The organism is Mesorhizobium sp. CA7, assembly GCF_020165015.1.
Taxonomy (GTDB): domain Bacteria; phylum Pseudomonadota; class Alphaproteobacteria; order Rhizobiales; family Rhizobiaceae; genus Mesorhizobium.
This window is the reverse complement of record NZ_JAIUHH010000020.1, coordinates 72,711-95,245: the sequence shown is the minus strand read 5'-3', so window position 1 is coordinate 95,245 and position 22,535 is coordinate 72,711. Positions and strand designations below refer to the sequence as shown.

Annotated in this window: 22 protein-coding genes; 11 read left to right on the top strand and 11 right to left on the bottom strand. The window is 64.3% G+C overall.

The window, feature by feature from the left end; genetic code table 11:
• Positions 1 to 112: 112 nt before the first annotated feature.
• From LB552_RS25885 to LB552_RS25875, 3 genes are read left to right on the top strand one after another with little or no spacing between them, the layout of a single operon-like run.
• Entirely contained in the window at positions 113 to 1,033 is a 921-nt protein-coding gene (locus tag LB552_RS25885) for a carbohydrate ABC transporter permease (protein WP_224610985.1), read from the top strand.
• On the top strand, positions 1,033 to 1,890 hold the full coding sequence (locus LB552_RS25880) for a carbohydrate ABC transporter permease (protein WP_224610983.1): 858 nt from the start codon (positions 1,033 to 1,035) through the stop codon (positions 1,888 to 1,890). Before LB552_RS25885 ends, LB552_RS25880 begins: the two co-directional genes overlap by 1 nt.
• Before the next feature lie 18 nt (positions 1,891 to 1,908).
• A complete protein-coding gene (locus tag LB552_RS25875) occupies positions 1,909 to 3,867 on the top strand; it encodes a glycoside hydrolase family 127 protein (RefSeq protein WP_224610981.1) in 1,959 nt (652 codons plus the stop codon).
• Between the two features lie 12 nt (positions 3,868 to 3,879).
• Here LB552_RS25875 and LB552_RS25870 read toward each other — a convergent pair whose 3' ends face one another.
• The 3 genes from LB552_RS25870 to LB552_RS25860 all read right to left on the bottom strand — a co-directional run bounded on the left by LB552_RS25870 (position 3,880) and on the right by LB552_RS25860 (position 7,149).
• Entirely contained in the window at positions 3,880 to 4,686 is an 807-nt protein-coding gene (locus LB552_RS25870) for an endonuclease/exonuclease/phosphatase family protein (protein WP_181170758.1), read from the bottom strand.
• Between the two features lie 24 nt (positions 4,687 to 4,710).
• A complete protein-coding gene (locus LB552_RS25865) occupies positions 4,711 to 6,171 on the bottom strand; it encodes a phospholipase D-like domain-containing protein (protein ID WP_224610979.1) in 1,461 nt (486 codons plus the stop codon).
• A gap of 150 nt (positions 6,172 to 6,321) precedes the next feature.
• A complete protein-coding gene (locus tag LB552_RS25860) occupies positions 6,322 to 7,149 on the bottom strand; it encodes an oxidoreductase (protein ID WP_224610977.1) in 828 nt (275 codons plus the stop codon).
• Positions 7,150 to 7,224: 75 nt separating this feature from the next.
• Here LB552_RS25860 and LB552_RS25855 point away from each other — a divergent pair, with 75 nt between their 5' ends.
• Positions 7,225 to 8,157: an AraC family transcriptional regulator gene (locus LB552_RS25855; RefSeq protein WP_224610975.1), complete on the top strand. Its 933-nt coding sequence runs from the start codon at positions 7,225 to 7,227 to the stop codon at positions 8,155 to 8,157.
• Between the two features lie 76 nt (positions 8,158 to 8,233).
• On the opposite strand, the gene LB552_RS25850 is transcribed toward LB552_RS25855, so the two are convergent.
• Positions 8,234 to 8,881 carry a class I SAM-dependent methyltransferase gene (locus LB552_RS25850; RefSeq protein ID WP_224610973.1) on the bottom strand — a complete coding sequence of 216 codons (648 nt, stop codon included), beginning with the start codon at positions 8,879 to 8,881 and terminating at the stop codon, positions 8,234 to 8,236.
• Between the two features lie 38 nt (positions 8,882 to 8,919).
• Positions 8,920 to 9,978, bottom strand: coding sequence for an aminopeptidase (locus tag LB552_RS25845; protein WP_224610971.1), 1,059 nt, complete (start codon positions 9,976 to 9,978; stop codon positions 8,920 to 8,922).
• Between the two features lie 191 nt (positions 9,979 to 10,169).
• Here LB552_RS25845 and LB552_RS25840 point away from each other — a divergent pair, with 191 nt between their 5' ends.
• The 3 genes from LB552_RS25840 to LB552_RS25830 all read left to right on the top strand — a co-directional run bounded on the left by LB552_RS25840 (position 10,170) and on the right by LB552_RS25830 (position 13,306).
• The gene (locus LB552_RS25840) at positions 10,170 to 11,747 is read left to right on the top strand and encodes an HD domain-containing phosphohydrolase (protein ID WP_224610969.1); all 1,578 of its coding nucleotides are present in this window, start codon (positions 10,170 to 10,172) and stop codon (positions 11,745 to 11,747) included.
• Between the two features lie 90 nt (positions 11,748 to 11,837).
• Positions 11,838 to 12,110 carry a hypothetical protein gene (locus tag LB552_RS25835; protein ID WP_027024197.1) on the top strand — a complete coding sequence of 91 codons (273 nt, stop codon included), beginning with the start codon at positions 11,838 to 11,840 and terminating at the stop codon, positions 12,108 to 12,110.
• 26 nt (positions 12,111 to 12,136) lie between these two features.
• On the top strand, positions 12,137 to 13,306 hold the full coding sequence (locus LB552_RS25830) for a substrate-binding protein (RefSeq protein WP_224610968.1): 1,170 nt from the start codon (positions 12,137 to 12,139) through the stop codon (positions 13,304 to 13,306).
• 148 nt (positions 13,307 to 13,454) lie between these two features.
• Here the strand turns inward: LB552_RS25830 and LB552_RS25825 are convergent, their stop codons facing one another.
• Both LB552_RS25825 and LB552_RS25820 read right to left on the bottom strand, forming a co-directional pair.
• Positions 13,455 to 13,697: a hypothetical protein gene (locus LB552_RS25825; protein WP_411966404.1), complete on the bottom strand. Its 243-nt coding sequence runs from the start codon at positions 13,695 to 13,697 to the stop codon at positions 13,455 to 13,457.
• Positions 13,698 to 13,801: 104 nt separating this feature from the next.
• Complete coding sequence (locus LB552_RS25820) at positions 13,802 to 14,551, bottom strand: DUF899 domain-containing protein (protein ID WP_224610967.1); 750 nt, start codon at positions 14,549 to 14,551, stop codon at positions 13,802 to 13,804.
• A 120-nt stretch (positions 14,552 to 14,671) separates the two neighbouring features.
• Here LB552_RS25820 and LB552_RS25815 point away from each other — a divergent pair, with 120 nt between their 5' ends.
• From LB552_RS25815 to LB552_RS25805, 3 genes are all read left to right on the top strand, one after another.
• Positions 14,672 to 15,892, top strand: coding sequence for a helix-turn-helix domain-containing protein (locus LB552_RS25815; RefSeq protein WP_224610966.1), 1,221 nt, complete (start codon positions 14,672 to 14,674; stop codon positions 15,890 to 15,892).
• Between the two features lie 33 nt (positions 15,893 to 15,925).
• Positions 15,926 to 16,930 carry a zinc-dependent alcohol dehydrogenase family protein gene (locus LB552_RS25810; RefSeq protein WP_224610965.1) on the top strand — a complete coding sequence of 335 codons (1,005 nt, stop codon included), beginning with the start codon at positions 15,926 to 15,928 and terminating at the stop codon, positions 16,928 to 16,930.
• 96 nt (positions 16,931 to 17,026) lie between these two features.
• Positions 17,027 to 17,668, top strand: coding sequence for a DUF5074 domain-containing protein (locus tag LB552_RS25805; RefSeq protein ID WP_224610964.1), 642 nt, complete (start codon positions 17,027 to 17,029; stop codon positions 17,666 to 17,668).
• Positions 17,669 to 17,693: 25 nt separating this feature from the next.
• Here LB552_RS25805 and LB552_RS25800 read toward each other — a convergent pair whose 3' ends face one another.
• The 3 genes from LB552_RS25800 to LB552_RS25790 form a co-directional block, all read right to left on the bottom strand.
• Positions 17,694 to 18,782 (bottom strand): acyltransferase family protein, encoded by a 1,089-nt coding sequence (locus LB552_RS25800; protein WP_224610963.1) that lies wholly within the window; start codon positions 18,780 to 18,782, stop codon positions 17,694 to 17,696.
• A gap of 107 nt (positions 18,783 to 18,889) precedes the next feature.
• Positions 18,890 to 20,152 carry an MFS transporter gene (locus LB552_RS25795; protein WP_224610962.1) on the bottom strand — a complete coding sequence of 421 codons (1,263 nt, stop codon included), beginning with the start codon at positions 20,150 to 20,152 and terminating at the stop codon, positions 18,890 to 18,892.
• A complete protein-coding gene (locus tag LB552_RS25790) occupies positions 20,149 to 20,880 on the bottom strand; it encodes an MBL fold metallo-hydrolase (protein WP_140840913.1) in 732 nt (243 codons plus the stop codon). Before LB552_RS25790 ends, LB552_RS25795 begins: the two co-directional genes overlap by 4 nt.
• Before the next feature lie 106 nt (positions 20,881 to 20,986).
• On the opposite strand from LB552_RS25790, the gene LB552_RS25785 reads away from it, so the two are divergent.
• Positions 20,987 to 21,652, top strand: coding sequence for an ArsR/SmtB family transcription factor (locus tag LB552_RS25785; RefSeq protein ID WP_224610959.1), 666 nt, complete (start codon positions 20,987 to 20,989; stop codon positions 21,650 to 21,652).
• 360 nt (positions 21,653 to 22,012) lie between these two features.
• Here the strand turns inward: LB552_RS25785 and LB552_RS25780 are convergent, their stop codons facing one another.
• Entirely contained in the window at positions 22,013 to 22,396 is a 384-nt protein-coding gene (locus LB552_RS25780; protein WP_224529348.1) for a VOC family protein, read from the bottom strand.
• Positions 22,397 to 22,535: the final 139 nt, after the last annotated feature.

Here is a 22,535-nt window from a genome sequence, read left to right as displayed (position 1 = left end):
AGGGGTGTTCCAGCGGAGTGAGGCGTTGGCGTTCCCTGGAACACCCCTCATCCGTCTCGGCGCTACGCGCCGATCCACCTTCTCCCACAAGGGGAGAAGGGGGAGCCCGGCCATGACCGCCATCACCGCAACCTCCGCTCCCGCCCGCTCACGCATCGGCGTCAGCCGCCGGCAATGGGTGGGCCTGCTCTATGTCCTGCCGGCCGTCGCCCTGGTCACCGTCTTTTTCGTCATCCCGCTCGGCATGACCGCCTGGATGTCGCTGCACAATTGGCCGCTGATGGGTGAGCATGCCTTCATCGGCCTCGACAATTATTTCGCGATCCTGCGCGACACGCGCTTCTGGAATGCGCTGAAATTCACCTTCTACTACACGGTGATCGTCACCATCGCGATCTTCGCCGTCGCCTTCCCGCTGGCGATCTTCATCGAAAAACCGCGTCCGCTCACCAACCTCTACCGCACCGCCTTCTTCATGCCGGCGGTGGTCGGCTTCGCCTCGGCGAGCCTGCTCTGGTCCTGGCTGCTCAACGTCGATTCCGGCCTGTTCAGCCCGGCCGCCTTCGATCTCGGCCTGACCGCGAAGAAGGTCAATCTTCTCGCCACGTTCCAGCCGGCCTTCTGGTCGATCATCGCCATGGTGGTGTGGAAGGTCGCCGGCTTTACCATGATCATCCTGATGACCGGGCTGCAGTCGATCCCGCAGGATCTGCAGGAGGCGGCGGTCATCGACGGGGCAGGGCCGTTCGCAAGGTTCCGGGCCATCACCTTGCCGCTGATGCGCCGCACGCTGGCGCTGGCGCTGATCCTCTCGGTCGCGGGTTCGATCCTCGCCTTCGACCAGTTCTACATCATCCTGCGCGGCGGCCCGCGCAACCAGACGCTGACGGCGGTCTACTGGATCTTCAACCAGTCCTTCGTCTCGTTCAAGCTCGGCTACGGCGCCGCGCTCTCCATGGTGCTGCTTGCCATCCTGGTGGCGCTCAGCCTCATCCAGCTCTGGCTGCTGCGCAAGCCCGAGGGGCTCGACTGATGGCCGAGGCGATGTCGCAAAACCGCAAAGTCGGCTTCAGCCTGGCCAGGCACTCCACCGGCATCATAGCCTCGGTGCTGTTCCTGGCGCCGATCGTCTGGACGGTGCTGTCGACCTTCAAGCCGGCGCAGGAAGCGCGCCAGCCGCCGCTGCCGCCCTGGCCGACCACCGGTTTCTCGATCGAGAATTATCAGACGTTGAACTCCTTCGGCGACGGGCTCTGGGTCTCGGCGCAGAACAGCATCTATGTCTCGGTGATGACGGTGCTGCTCTCGGTGCTGGTCAGCGTGCTCGCCGGCTACGGCTTCTCGCGCTTCCGGTTCCCCTTCCGGGATTTCTTCTTCATCCTCATCCTGTCCACGATCATGATCCCGTTCCAGTCGATCTTGACGCCGATCTTCCTGGTGCTGACGAAGCTCGGCCTGCACAACACGCTGACGGGCCTGGTCTGCGTCTATGTCACACTGCAGCTGCCGTTCTCGATCTTCATGATGCGCAACGCCTTCGACGCCGTGCCGCGCGAGATCGAGGAGGCCGCGCGCATGGACGGCGCCAACAATGTCACCATGCTCGTCAAGGTGATGCTGCCGCTGGTCTGGCCGGGTGTCGTCACCATTGCGCTGTTCGCCTTCCTCGGCGCCTGGAACGAGTTCCTGGCGGCGCTGGTGCTGATGACCGACCAGTCCAAATTCACCCTGCCGGTGATGATGACCGCTCTTCAGTCCGGCCGCTTCGGCGCCATCGACTGGGGCGCGGTGCAGGCCGGCGTCACGGTGATGATGGTGCCTTGCCTGATCCTGTTCCTGGCGCTGCAGCGCTTCTACATCCGCGGCCTGATGGCCGGGGCCGTCAAGTAATTCGAATGGAGTGAAATCATGACCGCATCGCAGCCCGCCGCGCAGCCCTCCGCCAGGCCGAAGCTCGCCTTCCGGCCGTTGCCAGTGCCGCAGGTCGATGTCCGCGGTTTCTGGGGCGACCGTGTCGACGCGGTCGCCGCCAAGACCGCCGGCATCCTCTACGACCGTTGCGTCGAGGCGCGCATGCTGGAGCAGATCGATCCGGACGTGCCGTCGCCAGGCGTCGTCATCCCCTTCCATGTCAGCGACGGTTTTACCGCGCGCACCGTGACGACGCAGATGTTCTGGGATTCTGATTGGGGCAAGACCATCGAGACCGCGGCCTATTCGCTCTACCGGCGCCGCAACCCCGATCTGGAAAAGAAGATCGACGCCGTCATCGACATGTACGGCAAGCTGCAGCAGGAGGACGGCTATCTCTCCAGCTGGTATCAGCGCATCCAGCCCGGCCTGCGCTGGACCAACCTGCGCGACTGCCACGAGCTCTACTGCGCCGGGCATCTGATCGAGGGCGCCGTCGCATACTTTCAGGCGACGGGCAAGCGCAAGCTGCTCGACGTCATGAGCCGCTATGCCGACCACATCGCCGACACCTTCGGTCCCGAGCCCGGCAAGCGGAAGGGCTATTGCGGCCATGAGGAGATCGAGCTGGCGCTGGTCAGGCTCGCGCGCGCGACCGGCAACGACAAATATATGAAGCTGGCTAAGTATTTCATCGACCAGCGCGGCCAGCAGCCGCATTATTTCGACGAGGAGGCGCTGGCGCGCGGCGCCGACCCCAAGGATTTCCACTTCAAGACCTATGAATACAACCAGTCACACAAGCCGGTGCGCGAGCAGGACAAGGTCGTCGGCCATGCGGTGAGGGCGATGTATCTCTATTCCGGCATGGCCGATATCGCCACCGAATATGGCGACGATACGCTCAAGGTGGCACTCGAGCGGCTCTGGGACGATCTCACCACCAAAAGCCTCTACGTCACCGGCGGCCTCGGCCCGTCGGCCGACAATGAGGGCTTCACCAACGACTACGACCTGCCCAACGAGACCGCCTATGCCGAGACCTGCGCTTCGGTCGGCCTGGTGTTCTGGGCAAGCCGCATGCTCGGCATGGGTCCGAACGCCCGCTACGCCGACATGATGGAACGCGCCCTCTACAACGGCTCGATATCGGGCCTGTCGCTCGACGGCTCGCTATTCTTCTACGAGAATCCGCTGGAGAGCCGTGGCGGCCATCACCGCTGGAAATGGCACCGCTGCCCGTGCTGCCCGCCCAATATCGGCCGCATGGTGGCCTCCATCGGCAGCTATTTCTACGGCCTAGCCGACGATGCGCTGGCGGTGCATCTCTATGGCGATTCGAGCGCCCGCTTCGAGATCACCGGCCGGCAGGTGACGCTCGTCCAGACCAGCAGCTATCCCTGGGACGGCGCGATTGCGATCGAGATCGGGCCGGAGGCGCCCGTAGAGTTCACGCTTCACCTGCGCATACCCGCCTGGTGCCGCAAGGCGGCGTTGCGCGTCAACGGCAAGCTCGTCGATCTGGAAGCCGCGACGGTCGACGGCTATGCAGCGCTCCGCCGCGAATGGCAAAAGGGCGACAAGGTCGAGCTCGATCTCGAAATGTCGATGGCGCGCCTCTTCGCCAATCCGCAGGTGCACCAGGACATCGGCCGCGTGGCGCTCACCCGCGGCCCGCTGATCTACTGCGTCGAGGAAACCGACAATGGCGGCGGGCTGCATCGCATCGCCTTGCCGCGCGAGGCAAGGCTCGAGGCGCACAAAGAACCGAACCTGCTCGGCGGCGTCGTCACCCTCTCGGCCATCGGCTGCCGGGCCGAGACCGAGAACTGGGGTGCCGATCTCTACCGCTCCGAACCGCCGGTGACGCAGGAAACGAAGCTCAAGGCGGTCCCGTATTTTGCCTGGGACAATCGCGATCCCGGCGAGATGCTGGTCTGGCTGAGGGAAGGGTGAAGGCGGCCTATCTCAAAGATGCACGAAGGCCGTCAGCGGCAGGTGGTCGGAGGCGACGCGCGACAGCGGCGTGTCATGCGCCTCGACGCCTGAAACCAGGTCGTGCCGGTTGCCCATGATGCGGTCGAGTGCCAGCACCGGCAGGCCGGATGGGAAAGTCGGCACCGCCGGCGTCGGGCCGAAGGTCGTGTGCAGCGTGTTCAGTGCCGAGCGGTTGCCGAGCCGCCATTCGTTGAGGTCGCCCAGAAGCAGCGTCGGCCTCTCGTCGGCGCTGCTCATGATGTCGAGCACGACGCGGGCCTGTTCCGAGCGCGAGCGGCGCAGCAGGCCGAGATGGGCGGCAATGACGCGCAGCGACCGTTTCTCGTCGAGATCGATCTCGGCGACCAGCGCGCCGCGCGGCTCCAGTCCGGGCAGCTTGAGCTGGTGGACGTCGCGCACGGTGCCGCGCTTGAACAACAGCACATTGCCGCGCCAGCCATGCCCCTTGCCGTTGCCGCTGACCGGCACTGGCACCAGCCCCGTTTCCAGCTCCAGGCGGGCCAGGTCGAGCAGCCCGGCCCTGTCGCCGAAGCGGTTGTCGGCCTCCTGCAGCGCGATCACGTCGGGGCTCATTTCGCGGATGACGCGCGCCGTCCGTTCGGGGTCGAATCTGCGGTCGGTGCCGATGCATTTGTGGACGTTGTAGGAGGCAACGACGATTTCCGTGTCGTTGACGCGCTTGCGCGGCGTCGCCTTCGCCTTGCGCGCGCTTCTGCTGCGGATCGAGAGCAGCACGGTCTCAGGCAGGCTGCGTCCTTTGATGTCGTCTATCTCCATGATCCCGATGCTCGATTTCCTGCTCTAAAGATAGGGCGATCCCAGCCACAGCAAACGGTCGAAGACGCGGATTGCGAACGGCCTTGCCTTCAGCGTCTGCAGCGTCACCGGCTGGGCGGTGGAGATGGCGGCCGCGATGCGGGCGTCGATCTCGGCGGCGAAGTTTTTATCCAGCACTTCCAAGTCGATCTCGAAATTCAGCCTCAGCGAGCGGGCGTCCAGATTGGAAGAGCCCACATAGGCCCACGCGCCGTCGATTGCCATCAGCTTCGAATGGTCGAACGAGCCTTCATGGCGCCAGACGCGGCAATAGTGCTTCAAAACCTGGTCGAACTGCGCCATCATCGCATGGTCGACAAGGAAGAGATTGTTCACCGCCGGCACGACGATGTCGATTTCGACGCCGCGCCGGCCGGCCGTGGTCAGCGCGCTGATGAACTCCCGATCCGGCAGGAAATAGGGCGACATGATGCGGATCGACTTGCGGGCAACCGAAAACGCGCCCATCAGCAGTTTCAGGTTGGTTTCGTTGGAGGCGTCCGGCCCGGTCGCCACCGCGCGCACCAGCATCGGCTGCCCTGGCGGCGGCACGGCGCGCTCGACCTGCCAGGGTCCGTCTTTCAACGCCTCGTTGCCGGCGAAGCGCCAGTCCTCGGCGGCAACCGAGAACAGATCGGCCACCACCGGCCCGGTGACCTCGAAATGGGTGTCGCGCGAACTGTCGGAACCGGCGAATTCGGCTGAGAATCCCTTGCGGATGTTCATGCCTCCCGTGAACGCCACCGTGCCGTCGACGATCAATATCTTCCTATGGGTCCGGAGGTTCGCATAAGGAAGTCTCAAGCCCATGACGATGTTGCCGTTGAAGAGGTCGACGGTGACGTCGGCCTCCCTGAGCTGCTTCAGGATGCTGGGCACCGAGTAGCGCACGCCGACGGCGTCGATCAGCACGCGCACGGTGACGCCGCGCTTGACGGCGTTGCCGAGCGACTGAACGAAAAGCGCCCCGACCGCGTCGTTGTCGAAAATATAGGTTTCCAGAAGCACGCTTCGTTGCGCCGCATCGATCGCCCGGCACATCGCCGTGTAGGCTTCGTCGCCGGTCTTGAGCACCGCGATGGTGTTTCCCGAGGTGAGCGGGCGCCGCGCCACCCTGTCGCCAAGCGTCTTCAGCCCGGTGAAACGCTGGCCGAATTCGGCGTTGATCAAGGCTTCCAGCGCGACGTCCCGGTCATGCCTGGCGGCAGCGGCTTCGGGCGAGACCGGCCGCATGGCGCTGATCGTCGCGCGGCGGATGCGGTTGATGCCGGCAATGGCGTAGATGATCGCGCCGAGGAAAGGCGACAGAAGCATCACGCCCACCCAGCCGGTGGCCGCGCGCACGTCTTCCTTCGTCATGATGGCGTGGACGATGCCCACCGCCGCCATCGCCAGCGACAGGATCAGGATAAGCGTCGACCAGTGACTCGCAATCGCCTCGAACATCGGCCCGACTATTGTGCGAGCCGGCGCGGAAGGCAATGCGGACGGTGAGGCTGGTCCGAAACTCGCCCCGTCGATGGCCCCCCGCCGAACACTCGGCAAGGTCAGGCTTGCCGAATGCCCCTGACCGCGTTTGCCTTTGTCGCTATGCGGTCAGCTGTCGGTCGAGATAGTTACGGCTTTCCAGGCATCGATCTCTTGCTGCAGCCGCTGGATTCGCTCGGACACGAGCTTGAGGGCGTCGCTGCCAAGCAGAAGCTGCGGCGGCGGGGCTTCGGTTTCGACCAGGGCCAATACGGCCGTCGCAAGCTTGTCCGGATCGCCAATTTGCTTGCCGCTTTTCGCCTGTCGGGCCTCCCGGATCGGATCGAACAGCGCATCGTAATCGCTGATGGACCTCCCGGTCCGGACCATGGAACGTCCGGCCCAGTCCGTCCGGAAGGAGCCTGGGCAGACGGCGGCAACGCGAACGCCGAATGGGGCCATTTCGGAACGCATCACTTCCGATATGCCCTGGAGCGCGAACTTGCTGCCACAATAGTAAGCGATGCCCGGCATTGTGATCATGCCGCCCATCGACGTGACGTTGACGATGAAGCCGCGGCGTCGCTCGCGGAACCTGGGAAGAAACGCCTTGGCGACCGCCACGGCGCCGAAGACGTTCACATCGAACTGACGCCGCATCTCTTCCAGTGACGACTCTTCAAGCACGCCCTCATGGCCGTAGCCGGCATTGTTGATCAGGACGTCGACAGGCCCGTGCTCTTCCTCCGCCTGCGCGACGACGTCCGGCACGCGGTCGAACTCCGTGACATCGCAGATGACGGTGCGGATCGCCGGGAGGGATCCGGCAAGCGCCGCGCGTGACGTCTCGGAGCGGATGGTGCCAATGACCGTATGGCCCATCTGGACAGCGGCGGAAGCGATGGCGAGGCCGAAGCCCGAATTGGCGCCGGTGATGAAGAATGTCTTTGTTGCCATGGCCTGCGGTCCTTCATTGATGGAGTGCAGCTTGACAAATAGTATGGTGCGACAGCGTCCACGATTGCGGTTTCTATGAATAGATTGCCAAATCCTATCAGAGCGGACGTCGGGCTAAGACGAAAGCTGGTCGAGTTGGCCGGAGCTATCGCCGAGCGCGTTGGATATAATGCGACCGCGCTCGAGGGTGTGCGCGTGCTCCGTACCGAGGCGGTGCTTCACGACGTTCCGGTACTTTATGAACCGGGCGCGGTGTTTGTCCTGCAGGGAAGCAAGCGAGGCATCCTCGAACGAGAGGTCTACCTGTACGATGAAGACCATTATCTGGCGGTGTCGGTCCCTGTTCCGTTTCGGATGGAATCGACGGCCAGCCCCGATCGTCCTCTGCTTGCGGTCTATGTCGAGTTCGACTTGCGGATTGCGGCCGAGATTGCCGCGCAGCTGGAGATGCATTCGGCTGTGGGAAGCGACCGGCCGCGAAGTCTCGTATCGAGCAGGATGGGGTCCGACATCGAGGATGTCCTGCTGCGCCTGCTGACGGCGCTTCGCAATCCTGCCGAGACCGCCATTCTTGGATCGAGCCTTCTGCGCGAGCTGCATTACCGCGTCCTGATCGGCCCGCAAGGCGGGGCGATGATCGCTGCCTTGCAGCAAAGAGGCAGGTCGGGAAGGATCGTGCGCAGCCTCGCATGGCTGCGGGAAAACTACAGCGCTGAAATCTCGGTCGCCGAGCTCGCGGGACAAGCAGGCATGAGCGTGCCTTCTTACCACGTTCATTTCAAGGAAATGACCGGAAGCAGCCCGATGCAGTATGTGAAAGCCATGCGGCTGCACGAGGCAAGATTGATGATCGCACGCAAGACAACGATCGCGCAAGTCGCGGCTTCGGTCGGCTACGCGAGCGCAGCTCAGTTCAGCCGCGACTTCAAGCGGCATTTTGGACGCACGGCTTCTGAGGAGATGAGCTGGATCCGTCGCCATCTGGGCGAGCTCGCCTCGGAAGAGTAGTCCGCTATTGCCGCTCAGCGGTCACGGGTCGGCATAGTGTCGCGGCGCGCTAGAGCCGGTCGGCAAGGCCGCCGGCCTAAAGCTTCCTGAAGAAGCCCGACAGAATGTTCGGACCCGCTTCTCCTGGCCGCAGCCTGATCCCGGCCTCGAAGCAGTTCAGCGTCACGCATTCGAAACCGTTGGCCGCGAGGAGCGCCACCAGCGAGTTGCGGTCGAAGTGATGCAGGTGCTCGTTGGGCAGACGCATGCGCCATTTGGCGAACCACGCGTCGCCGTCGGCGCCGAGCTCGCGCCAGCGGCAATAGGGGACGGCGACAGCCAGGTGGCGGGCCTGAAGCCGGGAAAGGAAGCCGAGATCGGGGATGTGCTCCAGCACGTCGAACATGGCGACGAGGTCCCAGGCGCCGGCGAGCGCCTCATCCCAATCGACGAAGCGGACACCCTTGGGCAGTGGGAATTCAGCGATATCGCAGCCGGCACAATCGGCGACGCCGGTTATCTTCGCGGCTTCGATGAACGTGCCCGTGCCATATCCGATTTCCAGCACGGAACGAGGAATCTCGCCGGTGATGCCAAGCACCCAGCCAAGCCGCTGATAACCGAGCTTGATGGTCCGGTCGCTCAGGTCTTCATAATAGGAGATGTATTTCTTGTCGTATTTGATCGGTGTGAAGTCGATCTGGTGGATCACGCCGAACCTGTCCACCTCATAATTGTCCAACATTGTCCGCGCGGCCTCCGGGTGCCGAATTCCTTATAAGGTCAATTGCACGCAGCCACGGTTCTAAGCGCTTCGGCTCGGGAAGGTGCGGGCAACTTTCCGATCCGTCGAACAGAAGCGTAGAACCTCGGGTAGTCGCCGGAGCACAAGTCGAACAAGCGAAGAAACGCCGGGACCTGTTCGCCGTAGACAGCGGTCGCGGCGAGCTTTGCGTTGTTGATAGGGCTATCGAACCAGGCATCATATCCCCGGTATCCAGCCCATCGCCTGTCGCGCATTTGCCGGTAGCGCATCCGCAGCCTGTCGATGGCGGCTGCTTTGGCGGCCGCCATCTGCTGCGGGCTGCGGGGACTTCCATAGACCTGCCTCAGCTCATCCCGGGTTTTCGATATCAGTCCGAGAAAATCGGCCTTGCGCTTGCGATCGATTTCGTAGCTGCGCAATCCGGCGCGATTGCCGGTGGCGCGGAGCCATTTCCTCGTACCGGTGGTTTCGACGGAAACCGCGAAAGCCTCGTTGAATGCGGAGTCGCCGTTCACATAGACTTTCTGATGCGCCAGCTCATGGAAAATAAGGCTTGCGAGGTAGGTGTCGTCCTGACGCAGCATGGTGCTGAGCAGCGGATCGCTGAACCAGCCCAGCGTTGAATATGCGGTGACGCCCGACACATAGACGTCCAGCCCCTGCCGCTGCAGTTCAGCGGCACTTTCGAGCGCGTCTTTGCGCGAAAAATATCCCTTGTAGGGAACGCAGCCGAAGACTGGAAAGCACCAAGTTATCGGCGCAAGCGAGAATTGCGGCGCAGCAAACACGGCCAAGGTCACATTGTTGCGACCGACGTCAACGTAACTACGGTAGCTGTTGTTATCGGGCAGCGCCAGCTCTTCCGTGGCAAAGCGGCGTATGGCGCTGGCGGAGGTCAATTTGGCGCGCAACGCCTGTGGCGTCGACGGATCGCGGATCAGTCTTCCAACATTCTTGCGCGCGGCCATGATCTCGACATGGCCCTCCAACGACTGCGCGTAGTAGGAAATGCTGGTGCATCCAGTCACGCCGGACGCCAGGATCCCCGCGGCAAGCAATCGAAAAACGCGCTTCACAGCCTGCCCACCGCCTGCCCGTCTCCCATGGAGCAAATGTCTGCTCCCGTGTCTCAGGCGCGCCTATTTTCGTCAAGACCTGGTGGGCAGGGACAATGCGGCCTTCGCCGCAAATGACAGCAGGCTTGGGACTTTCCCCTAGGTATTGCTGGCTCGTGGGGGTAGCATGAGGCACACCGGGGATGCGGGAGATGACAGACGTCTCGATACGCCGGGCAGACTTCATGATGGTCCTTGCCTATGCTTCGGACCTTGCCACCGGCCATTCGCGCGATTTCGCGCTGAAATCCTGCGTGCTTGCAATGCGGATCGCCACGCTTGCGGGCCTTTCGGACGAGGTTCGGCGTAACGCCTATCACCAGTCGATGCTGCGCTATGTCGGCTGCAATGCCGACACCGACCTGCTCTCGGCCGCCTTCGGCGACGAGATCGCGCTCCGCCGGGATCTCGTCGGTCTCGACATGGGCAACCGCGCGGAATTGGGCAGGGTCTTCGTGCAGGCCTTCAAACGGTTCTACTACGATCTTGAGCCTGACGCACAGGCCAAGGCGGTCGAGGCCGCGATGTCCCAGGCGCTGGCAGTGGCCCGCCCGGTGCTGACCGCGCATTGCGAGGTCGCGCAGCGGATCGGCGAGCGGCTCGGCCTGTCCGAGGAGATCCGGCGCAATCTCGGACAAATCTACGAACGCTGGGACGGCAAGGGTCTGCCGCGCGGGTTGAGCGGCGAGGATGTTCTGCCGGCCGTGCGCCTGATCACATTGGCGCAGGATGTGATTGCGCTCAGCGATGCCGTCGGTATCGACGCAATGGCCGAAACCGTTGCCAATCGCGGCGATGGTCCATACGAAGCGGCTCTGGCCCGACTCGTCTCAGCCAACGCTGCCGCGCTGATGGAGGGCATCGGCGCGACGGTCGACCGCGAGACGATTTTGGCGCTGGAGCCCGATCCGCCGGTAACGCTGGACGAGGAGGCTTGCGATGAGGCGTTCCTCGCTATTGCCGACATGATCGACATGCGCATGCCGTTCACGCAAGGCCATTCGCGGATGGTGTCGGAGCTGGCCGCGGGTGCGGGGAAACGGATCGGGCTGCCCGGGACTGACGTGCGCGTGCTGCGCTGGTCGGGCTGCATCCATGATATCGGCGAGCTCGTCGTGCCGGTGGCGACCTGGATGCGCAACGGCCCTCTGTCGGTGCGAGAGCGCGACGCGGCGCAGCTGCACGCTTATTACGGTGAGCGGGCGCTGGCTTCCTTCGGCCACGACGGCGATGCGATGGGCGCGCTCGTGCTGCGCCATCACGAGCGCCTGGATGGTTCGGGATATCACCGCAAGGTCAGCGGCTCCGATCTGTCTCCGGCGGCCAGGATCCTGGCCGCCGCCGAGGCCTTTCAGACGTCGCGGGAGGAACGTCCGCACCGCAAGGCGCTGTCCAGCGAGGCGGCGGCAACGCAGTTGCGTGCGGCTGTTCGTGACGGCTGTATCTGCCCCGAGGCTGCCGAGGCCGTGTTGTCCTTCGCCGGACAGCAGTCGCGCCGGGCTTTGCCGCAGGCGCTGGCCGGCATGACGCGGCGCGAAATCGAGGTGCTGCGCCTGATCGCCGCCGGCCTTACGGCGAAGGAGACGGCTCGCAAGCTCGATATCTCGCCCAAGACCGCCGACCACCACATCCAGAGCGTTTACTCCAAGATCGGCGTGACCACCCGCGCCGGTGCGGCGCTCTATGCGGTCGAGCACGGCCTTGTCCGACCGGGTGAAATGCCGGCATAGGGAATCCACCCCATGTGCGCCCGCTCCGGCGCGCGCATCGTGATCCTGTCGATGGACCAATGGTGGCCGCGACCGACAGGAGGAAATCAGATGCTTCTCGCAACGACCAAGGTGGCGGACGTCGACCACTTCATCCGTATCTTCTCGACCAAGGGCGCCGACAAGCGCCGGCTGCATGGCTCGAACGGCGCAACCGTCTTCCGCGACCCGAGCGAACCTGACCGCGTCTGGGCGATCTTCGACTGGGACGCCGAGGGTTGGAAGAATTTCGTGTCGGATCCGGAGGTTCCCGCGATCCTGCAGGAAGCCGGCCATGTCGGCAAACCGCAGGCGGCGCTGCTGCTGGGCCACTACGAGGCCTGAGGGTCCACCCTGCGCGCCGCCCGCCTTTGGCGGCGGCGCGCCCGACGAATCCCCCAGAAACGGAGAATCAGATGGATCCGAAACCCATCAAGATCGGCCTTATCGCCGAGCTCACCGGCCCATTGTCCTTCATGGGCATCGCCAACGCCAACCTCACCACCATGCTTGTCGACGACATCAATACCAAAGGCGGCCTTCTCGGCCGGCCGGTCGAGCTGGTCGTCGAGGACGGCGAGACCGTCGAAAGCGTCGCCAAGGCAAAGGCCGCGAAACTAGTCGACGTCGACAAGGTCGATGTGGTCGTCGGCGGCATCTACAGCTCGACCCGCCTGGCCATCAAGAGCGAGGCGGTCACCCGGGGCAGGACGCTTTACATCTATACCGAGCAGTATGAGGGGCAGGAAAACGATCCGCTGATTTTCTGCACCGGACCCGTTCCCGCTCAGCAGGTCGAGCCGCTGATACCGTGGCTCATGAACAACACCGGGGCGAAGCGGTTCTATTTTCCATCGGCCGATTACATCTGGCCGCATTTGCTGAACAAGACCGCGAGCCGGGCGGTGCTCGCCAATGGCGGCGAGATCGTCGGCGAGGAGTATTTTCCGCTGGACACCGTCGATTTCCGGCGGACCGTGCAGCAGATCATGGCCAGCGGCACCGACGTGGTTTTCAACACCATCGTCCCGCCGGGACTGACACCGTTCCTCGAAGAACTGCACAAGGCCGGCTTCGGCAAACGCGGCGGCCGGATCGTCTGCACCTACTTCGATGAGAACTTCTTCAACCTGGTGCCGTCCGAGCAGATCGAGGGCCTCTACAGCTGCCTCGACTATTACCAGGAGCTCGACGAACCGTTCGGTCGCGCGCTGTTGCGCCGCTATAGCGAACGGTTCCCCGGCAGCGCTACCTTGACTGCGGGCAGCGGGTGCACTGGGCACTATCGGGCGATCAAGATGTGGGAAGCTGCCGTCAACGAGGCGGGCAGTGTCGAGCGCGACGCGGTCATACGGGCACTCGACCATGCTCGTATCGCCGAAGGCCCAGGAGGTGCGGCCGAGATGGTTTCCGGTCAGCATCACGTTCGCATGAATATGTACATCGCGCAGGCGCAGGGCGGTCAATTCCGGGTCGTGAGAAACTTGGGTCCGATCGATCCCAACGAGCGTGTGATTACCAACGAATTCCAGCCAAGCTAGGTGGGGTGACTGTCGGCACCTTTCTTTCAATTGGCAGGCCGCTGAACGGTGCCTCCGTCCTGCCATCCACTTGGCCGGCAACGACGTTGCTGGCCAAATGGAGATTGCCAACGGAATTGCAGCTTCTGGCCAGCGCATTCCGCGCGTCTCACCCCCGCCGCGCCGCCAGCCGCAGCCACGGCGCCAGGTGGAACGCTGCCATCAACAGATACATCGGCACCATGCCGCCGAGCGCCGAGGCGCCCGACATGCACATCATGTCCTGGCCGCCATAGGCCGCCGTGAGCAGCGCCATCGTGGCGAAGGTAGGAGTCGCGGCGAGGCAAAGCCAGTCAGCGAGGCCGAAGCCGATCAGGCCGTTTGGGCGAGGGGCAGGATTGTCGATGCTCATGATATCCACCTTCTGATGCGGGGCAGGGTTCGAGCCCGTTGGAACAAGCGCGAGGCGATTGGCTCCGGCGGCGCGCGGTTTGCGCCGCCGGAACCGCTTCACGCTCAGGCGTTCTTGTTGCGGAACGCCGCTTCGCCGGCATCCGAGACCTCGACCCATCTCTGGTCGGGGGCGGCGCCTTCCTCGTAATTGTCGTGCCAGTTCCACCATTTGTAGGTCTGGGTCTGCGGATAGCCCTCGGGCGAATCCTCCCACACCTCCTGGCGGCCGAGCGGGGTGACGTCGAGATAGCTCCAGACGGTGCCAAAGGCTTCGTCGCCGCGGTTGTTGACGAAATAAGTGCGGAAGATGCGCTTGCCGTCATGGATGAAGACGTTGTGGCCATGCCATTCGTCGACGCCGAAATCCTTATCCCAGCTGTCGGTGATGGTGTACCAGGGCATCTTCCAGTCCATCCGCTGCTTCAGCCGCTGGATGTCGGCCTGTGGCGCGCGCGAGGCATAGGCAAGCGTGGTGTCGCGGGCGTTGAGATGCGCAAGGTTGCCGACCATGTCGGCCCCGAGCGAGCAGCCGCGGCACGCATGTTCTGGCCAGCCATAGACGCCGGGCTCGAAGAAGGCGCGGTAGACGACGAGCTGGCGGCGGCCTTCGAAGAGGTCGAGCAGGCTCATCTTGCCGTTCGGGCCTTCGAACACATAGTCCTTCTTGACTTCCATCCACGGCATGCGGCGGCGTTCGGCGGCCAAAGCGTCGCGGGCGCGGGTGAGCGCCTTTTCCTTCACCAGCATATCTTCATAGGCGCCTTCCCACGCTTCCTGCGAAACGACCGGCGGTGTCTTCATATGTTGGGTCATTGCTCTTGTCCCGTTCTTGGGTTTGGTTGGGGTGACGAGGACAGACATAGGACGGCACGCTGCGATGGTGAGAGTTACAAGTGTGACGCGATTTGCTGCGGCGGGCGCTGAGACGGTGGCATGGATTCGCTGATCAATGCCGCCGGCCGCGCGCTCGCCGCGGGCGATCCGCTCGGCGCCTTGAAGCGCGTCGCGCTGCGCGACGACGCGCCGGCGCTGGCCCTGCGCGGCATCGCGATGGCGCAGCTCGGCGATTTCGCCAAGGCCAAGGCGCTGCTGAAGGACGCCGCCCGCGCCTTCAGTCCGAGGGAAGCGGTGGCGCGCGCCCGCTGCGTCGTCGCCGAGGCCGAGATCGCGCTGGTCTCGCGCGACCTCGGCTGGCCGGAGAAGGCGCTGCGGTCCGCCCGCGCGACGCTCGCCGCGCATGGCGACCGGCTGAACGCCGCCTATGCCGGCAGCCTCGAGGCGCGCCGCCTCATCCTGGTCGGCCGCCTCGACGAGGCCGAGCGCCTGCTTGCGGACTTCGATCCGACGCCGCTGCCGCCGGTGGCGCGCGTCGCGCATGAACTGGCCGCGGCCGGCATCGCCGTCCGGCGCCTGAGGACAAAGGCGGCGCGCTCGGCATTCGGCCGGGCATCGCTTGCCGCCTATCAAGCCAACATCCCGGCATTGAAGGCCGAAGTCGAAGCAGCGTCCCTGGTGCTGAACACGCCGGTGGGCCGGCTGATCGCGCGCGGCGCGGAGAAAGAGTTGCTGCTCGACGAGGTCGAGGCGCTGCTGGGGTCCGGCGCGCTGGTCATCGATGCTTGCCGCAACGTCGTGCGCGAAGGCGGCGCCGTGGTCTCGCTGGCGACCCGGCAGGTGCTGTTTGCGCTGGCGCGCACGCTCGCCGAAACCTGGCCGGCGGATGCCTCGCGCGAGACATTGCTGAGGCGCGCCTTCCGCGCGAGGCATGTCGATGAATCGCATCGCGCACGGCTGAGGGTCGAGATGGGACGGCTGCGCGCCGAGCTCGCCGGGATGGCCGAGATCAATGCGACCGCCGGCGGCTTTGCGTTGACGCCGCGGAACGCCGCCGAGATCGTCGTGCTGGCGCCGCCTGTCGAGGATGAGCATGGCGCGGTGCTTGCCTTCCTGACCGACGGCGAGGCCTGGTCGAGCTCGGCGCTGGCGATCGCGCTTGGCGCCAGCGCGCGCACCGTGCAGCGGGCGCTGGAGCAGTTGTCGGCCGAGCACAAGGTGCAGGCGGTGGGCCGCGGCCGGGCGCGCCGCTGGATGATGCCGCCGGTCACCGGATTCCCGACTGTCTTGTTACTCCCCGGTCCGCTGCCGAGCGACTAGTTTGCCGGTACTCGGCATCGAGGGAGAGACGTCATGAAACTGATCAGATTAAGAGCGCCCGGCGGCCTGGAACAACTCACGCTGGTCGAGGAGGACCGGCCCGAGCCCGGACCGGGCGAGTTGCTGGTCCGAATCCGGGCATGCTCGCTGAACTTCCACGACAGCATGGTTGCAACGGGCAAGAAGCCCTGCGCCGACGGCCGCATTCCGCTGTCCGATGGTGCTGGCGAGGTGATTGCCGTCGGGGAGGGCGTCGACGCATTCGAGACCGGCGATGCCGTTGTCAGCTGCTATTGGCCCAATTGGCTGGGTGGCGAGGCTACGCCCGCCACCAAGCAGGGTGAACTGGGCGATGATGTCGATGGCTATGCAAGGGAATATGCCTCGATGCCGTGGCATGCTTTCACGAAAGCGCCGGCGGGTTACACCCATGTGGAGGCGGCTACACTCAGTTGCGCCGGGGTAACCGCCTGGAGGGGCCTGGTGGTGTGCGGTCAGGTGAGGCCCGGCGATACGGTGCTGGTCCTCGGCGCGGGCAGCGTGTCGTTGTTCGCGCTGCAGTTCGCCAAGATGGCGGGTGCCCGTGTCATCGCGACATCTTCCTCCGATGACAAGCTCGAAAAGCTCAGGCGGCTCGGCGCCGATCATCTTATCAATTACAAGGCCGTGCCGGACTGGGGCCGGAAGGCCAGGGACCTGACCGATGGACGCGGTGTCGATCACGTGGTCGAGGTCGGCGGCCCCGGCACGCTGGCGCAGTCGATAACGGCCTGCAGGATGGGCGGCCATATCGCGCTGATCGGCGTGTTGACCGGCTTTGCCGCAGAAGTGTCGATCCCGGCGCTGTTTTCCAATCAGATCCGCATCAATGGAATTTCCATCGGCAGCAGAGCTGACCAGGAAGATATGATCCGGGCGATAACGGCCAACGGCCTGAGGCCTGTTATCGGCCGTAGCTTTCCGCTGCGCGAGATTGCCTCGGCTTTCCGGGCGTATGAAAGCCGGAAGCATTTCGGCAAGATCTGCGTCGAGCTTTGAGGCGGTTCATAAATTCCCGACTGTGTTGTTGCTCCCGGGTTTGCAGCAGAGCGGCTAAAGTCGAAGCTGACACAAGAGACCGATGAGGATTGGAAGATGAAAAGAGCCGCTGCCGAGATCCTGCGCGAATATGGACCCTTTCCGGACGCCGAGCGCGTCAATGGCGTCACCTACGATGGCAAGAATGTCTGGTTTGCCACCGGCGACAAATTGAAGGCCCTCGACCCGGAGAGTGGCACCATCGTGCAATCGATCGACGTCGCCTCGCATGCCGGAACCGCTTTCGACGGCGAGCACCTCTACCAGATCGCCGAGGACCGCATTCACAAGGTCGACCCCGAGACCGGCGAGGTCGTCGCCACCATTCCCGCACCGGGCAATGGCGGCGATTCAGGCATGGCCTGGGCCGAAGGTTCGCTCTGGGTCGGCGAATACAGGGCCCATAAGATCCACCAGATCAATCCTGAAACGGGCGAGGTGATCCGTAGCATCGAGTCGAAACGCGTCGTCACCGGCGTCACCTGGATCGACGGCGAACTCTGGCATGCCACTTGGGAAGGTGAGGAGGGCGATCTGCTGCGCATCGATCCCGAGACGGGTGACGTGCTGCAGGAGGTCGCGATGCCCTCCGGTGTGTCGGGACTGGAATCCGATGGCGACGGCTGCTTCTTCTGCGGCGGCGGCAGCAGCGGCAAGATCAGGGCCGTGCGCCGGCCGGGATACGACGCTAGCAAATAACGGATGGCCGGAACGGGCGGCCCGGTCAGGCCGCCTCGCGTGCCGGCCGGGTCATGGGCTTGCTGGAGGCCTTGGCGGCTGTCGGCCTGTCGAAATGCGCCCAGGCCGGCCGCTCGAACAGGAAGGTGCCGAAGCCGACGCGCTGGACGATGAAGTAGAGCACCACCGGGCTTATGACCGAGACCAGCAGCACCGCCAGGCTCAGCATGCCGGTATCGGTGAGGAGACCGCTCGCCAGCATGACGCCCCGGAAGATCGACATCGGGATGGTGAAGGCGACATAGACGACCAGCGAATGCTCGCCGAGCCAGCGCAGCCATTCCATGGAAGCGAATTTCGACAGGAAACCGCCGGCAACGCAGAGCGCCACGGCGCCGGCGACGGCAAGCGACAGATGCAGCGGCGGCCATGCCGCCAGTCCCATCTGCATGCCGACCGGCTGCATCGCATAGCCCGGCGAATAGACGAGCAGGCCGTTGACGATCGCCCAGGCGAGCAGGCCGAGAACGGCGATCGCCGGCCGTGCCTGCGTCCACTCCACCAGCCGGAATATCAGCGGCGCGAGCACGAAGCCGACGTAGAAGAACACGAAATAGGCCGCGAACTGCTCAAGCGCGTAGCTGTCCGGCTTCGGCGCCCACATCTGCAGCGCGGCCGCAGCCAAGATGACGATCCAGTGCGGCACGCGAAGCTCGCGCAGCACGCGGATGGCGATCCCGAAGACCGCAAGCATGTAGATGAACCACAAGACGCCATAGGGCTGGACGACAGCCATTGCGAGGTCGTGCAGCATGCCGGCAGGATCGCGGCTGAAGATGCCGATCTTCAGCCCTATCGAGATGACCGCCCAAAGCACGTAGAAATAGAGGTAATGGACGACGCGGCGGTCGACATAGCGCCGCCATGGCCGGTCGATCACCTGCGACAGGAACAGGCCCGAGATCAGGAAGAATTCCGGCATGCGGAACGGCGTCGCAAAGCCGATGACATAATGCAGGAAACCGACGCCGCCGGTATATTCGCCGGTGTTGTAGGCCGAATACATCATCACCACCAGGATGATGGAAAGGCCTTTTGCCGTGTCGACCCACGGCATGCGGTTCGGATTGCTCATGAACGGTCTCGAGGAAATGTACCTGTCCAGATTGTAGCGGACAGGCACGTCCCGCGCAGCATCAAGCTTCCATTAACGTAAACACGGCCTTCGTTTCCGAGGCGGTCTCAACGATCGCCCGATGTCGGAACCACGGTGGCGGAACGCGGCTCACGCATCGTCACCGCGACGATCGCGCCCGACAGGAAGGTCAATGCGGCAATGGCCGCGATCGCCGCAACGAAGCCGAAGAAGTCGGCGATCAGGCCGGCGGAGAACGCCCCGATCGCATAGCCGAGGTCGCGCCAGAAGCGATAGACGCTGAGCGAGCGCGCCCGCCAGGAAGGGTGCGATGCGTCCGACACCGCCGCGATCAGGCACGGATAGACCATTGCCGTGCCGAGGCCGAGCAAAAGGCTGGCCAGCAGCCACCAGCCGAATTCGCGCGTCATGGCGGTGGTGAGAAGCCCCGCCGCCTGCACCCACATGCCGGCGACGATCAGCCCCTTGCGGCCCCAGCGGTCGCTCAACGGCCCGGTCGCGACCTGGAGGATGCCCCACACCGCCGGATAGACCGCCTTGAGAATGCCGATGCGCTCGATGCCGAGCCCATTGGCAACGAAGAAGAGCGGAAACAGCCCCCAACTCATGCCGTCATTGAGGTTGTTCACCAGGCCGGCCTGCGAGGCTGCGAACAAATTGCGATCCCCGAACGAGGTCAGCATGAAGATCTCGCGGAAGCTGAGCGGGGAAGCTTGTCTTGGATGGTTGGCCAGCTCCAGCCGCAGATGCTCGCGCGTGTCGCGCACGAGCAGGATCGACAGCGCCGCACCCAGGATCGCGTAGCCGACGCCGAGATAGATCGGCACGGGACGAAAGCCGTAGCGGCTCGCCAGATAGCCGGTCAGGAAAGCAGTGGCGCCGACGGCGAGGTAGCCGGCGAATTCGTTGAGGCCGACGGCGAGCCCGCGCGACTTCGGTCCGACCAGGTCGACCTTCATGATCACCGTCATCGACCAGGCGAAGCCCTGGTTGATGCCGAGGAGCGCGTTGGCGGCGACGATCCATCCCCAGCTCGGTGCCCAGATGATGATGAAGGGCACCGGCAGGCCGAACAGCCAGCCGAGGATCAGCACCCGCTTGCGGCCCCATCTGTCGGCAAGCTGGCCCGAGACAAGGTTGGCGCAGGCCTTGACCACGCCGAAGCTGACGATGAAGGAGACGACCAGCGTGGTCGACGCCACGCCGAACTCCTCCGCGCCGATCAGCGGCACCACGGTCCGCTCGATGCCGACCATGCCGCCGACAAAGGCATTGATCAGCACCAGGAGCGAAAACTGCTTCCAGTTGGCCTTGAGGCCGAGCGCGACGGCAGACGCCGCTATGTTCAAGATTTCGCTCCGGCGTTGACGGCCCGGGTCCGGGCGGCCTGCGGCGGCGGGGGAGGGATGTCGGCGGTCATGGCTGCGACGAACTCACCCTCATCCTCGATGCGGAACGCCTTGTTGAAGCGTCGCTCGAAGCCGATGGTCGATGTCGGCTTACCGCTCAGCGAGCGGCCGCAGACCGAGCCCGAATAGGCGCCGGGCAGCACCTCGATATGGTCCGGCAGCTCCTTCAGCCGCCGCACGCTGGCATAAAGCGCACGCGCCCCGTCCTCGGCGCTTGAAGCAAGCTCCGTGCGGCCGAGATCGCCGACCATCAGCGTGTGCCCGGTGAGCACGAACCAAGGTTCGGCCGACCGCGTCCGGTCGGTGACCAACAGGCTCAGATGCTCCGGCGTATGGCCCGGTGTATGCAAGACCGTCGCCGTGACATTGCCGAGCTCGAGCACCTCGCCATCCTTGACACGCCGGAACGGGAAGCCTGCTTCGGCCCCCTCGAACAGCACGTATTCCGCGCCCGTCGCCTCGGCCAGCGAGCGTCCGGCCGAGATGTGGTCGGCATGGATATGCGTGTCGACGACATAGAGGATGCGCATGCCGGTCGCGCGCGCCGCATCGACATAGGGCGCGATGTCGCCGACCGGGTCGACCACGGCCGCGGAAGCCTTGCCGCCGCAGCCGAACAGATAGGAGGCGGCAACCGGATCGTTGTGCAGGAACTGCCTGAGAATCATCGCTTTTCCTCCGAACGAGCGGCTGCGCCCCGGGGAGCCGCTCTGCTTGACAGCAATGGTCGAAACCGTCATTCAATTATTCCATTGAATGACGGCAGAAAGGTCGATGTCAATCCGCAATCCGAAACAGGCGCTGTACGAGCAGTTCGCGATCGTCGCCAAGGCGCTCGGGCATCCGCTGCGCCTGGAAATGATCGAGCATCTGGCGCAAGGCGCGCGCAGCGTCGAGGCGCTCGCGGCGAAGCTCGGCCTGCCCGTCGCCAACATCTCTCAGCATCTGCAGGCGCTTCGCCGCGCCGGCATCGTCTCGGCCGAGCGCGATGGCAAATTCGTGCGCTATTCGCTCGCCGATGACAGCGTGCTTTCCGCCTTCGCCGCGGTGCGCGGCGTTGCCGAGCGGCAGCTCGCCGAGGTCGACCGCATCGTGCGCGGCTATTTCGACGCGCGCGACGACATGCGACCGGTCACGCGCGACGAGCTTCAGAGGCTGATGCGCGACGGACTGGTGATGCTGATCGATGTGCGCCCGGCGGACGAGTTCGCGCTCGGCCATGTGCCCGGCGCCATCAATGTCCCGCTGGGAAAAGTCAGGGCCTGGTCAGCCGACGCCGCTATCGGCCGCGAAATCGTCGCCTATTGCCGCGGCCCGTGGTGCGTGATGTCCTTCGAGGCTGTCGCGGCGCTGCGCGCGCTCGGGCATGCGGCGCGCCGGCTGGAGGACGGCATGCCGGAATGGAAGGCGGCCGGCCTGCCGGTGGCAGTGGTTGCCTGATCCTGGCCAATTGGACAGCGCCGAATGCTCGCGCGCCGAATGCCACTGAGCGCCAGTTGCAGACGCTTGATGACAACATCGCGAATGCCTTAAGCGGAGCCGTGAGCGGATTGGCAGGTCTCCACCCTTTTCCGCAACGCCAGACTCCTGGCCAACCATCTCGACCGCTTAGTAGGTGATCTTCGGGTACCAGTCGGTCCCGCGACCTTCCGGCGCCCAGTCCAGGACGTTCCACAGCATCATCAGGTCCGGCTCGGTTGTCGGGTCTTGCCTGGATCGGCTGACTCGAAACCTAGCTCCGCCCCCCGAAGTGCCGAATGGTTCCGTCGTGCGATACCCAGACTGTCGTATAAACGCACTTTATTGCGCTTCGTAGAGTTCCAACGGCAATCCATCCGGGTCGCTAAAGAAGGTGAAGCGCCGATCCGTATATGGGTCGATCCGGATTGGCTCTACGGCAACGCCGGCGGCTTCCAGGCGCGCAACTACGAGGTCAAGGTTCCCCACAGCAAACGCCAAGTGCCGCAGTCCTGTCGCCTCTGGATAAGAAGGCCGCGGCGCTGGGGCAGGGAAGGAAAACAATTCCAGCTGGGCGGATCCGATCCGCAGGTCGGCCTTCCAGGACTGCCGCTCCTCCCGATAGACCTCGCGGATCAGGTCCAGGCCGAGAAGCTCGACATAGAACCGTCGCGATCGATCGTAGTCGGTGCAGATAAGCGCGACGTGGTGAATGGCGTCCAGCATCTTTCGAAGTCTAGCCAAGCCGGGCTTTGGAGCCAAGGTCACCCACTTTGTATCTGTCATCGCGGGCAGGATCTCCTTATCGCTTCGGGTGAGAGCCTAACATCCAGACGGCGGGCAACCGTGCTGACCGTGGCTCGCT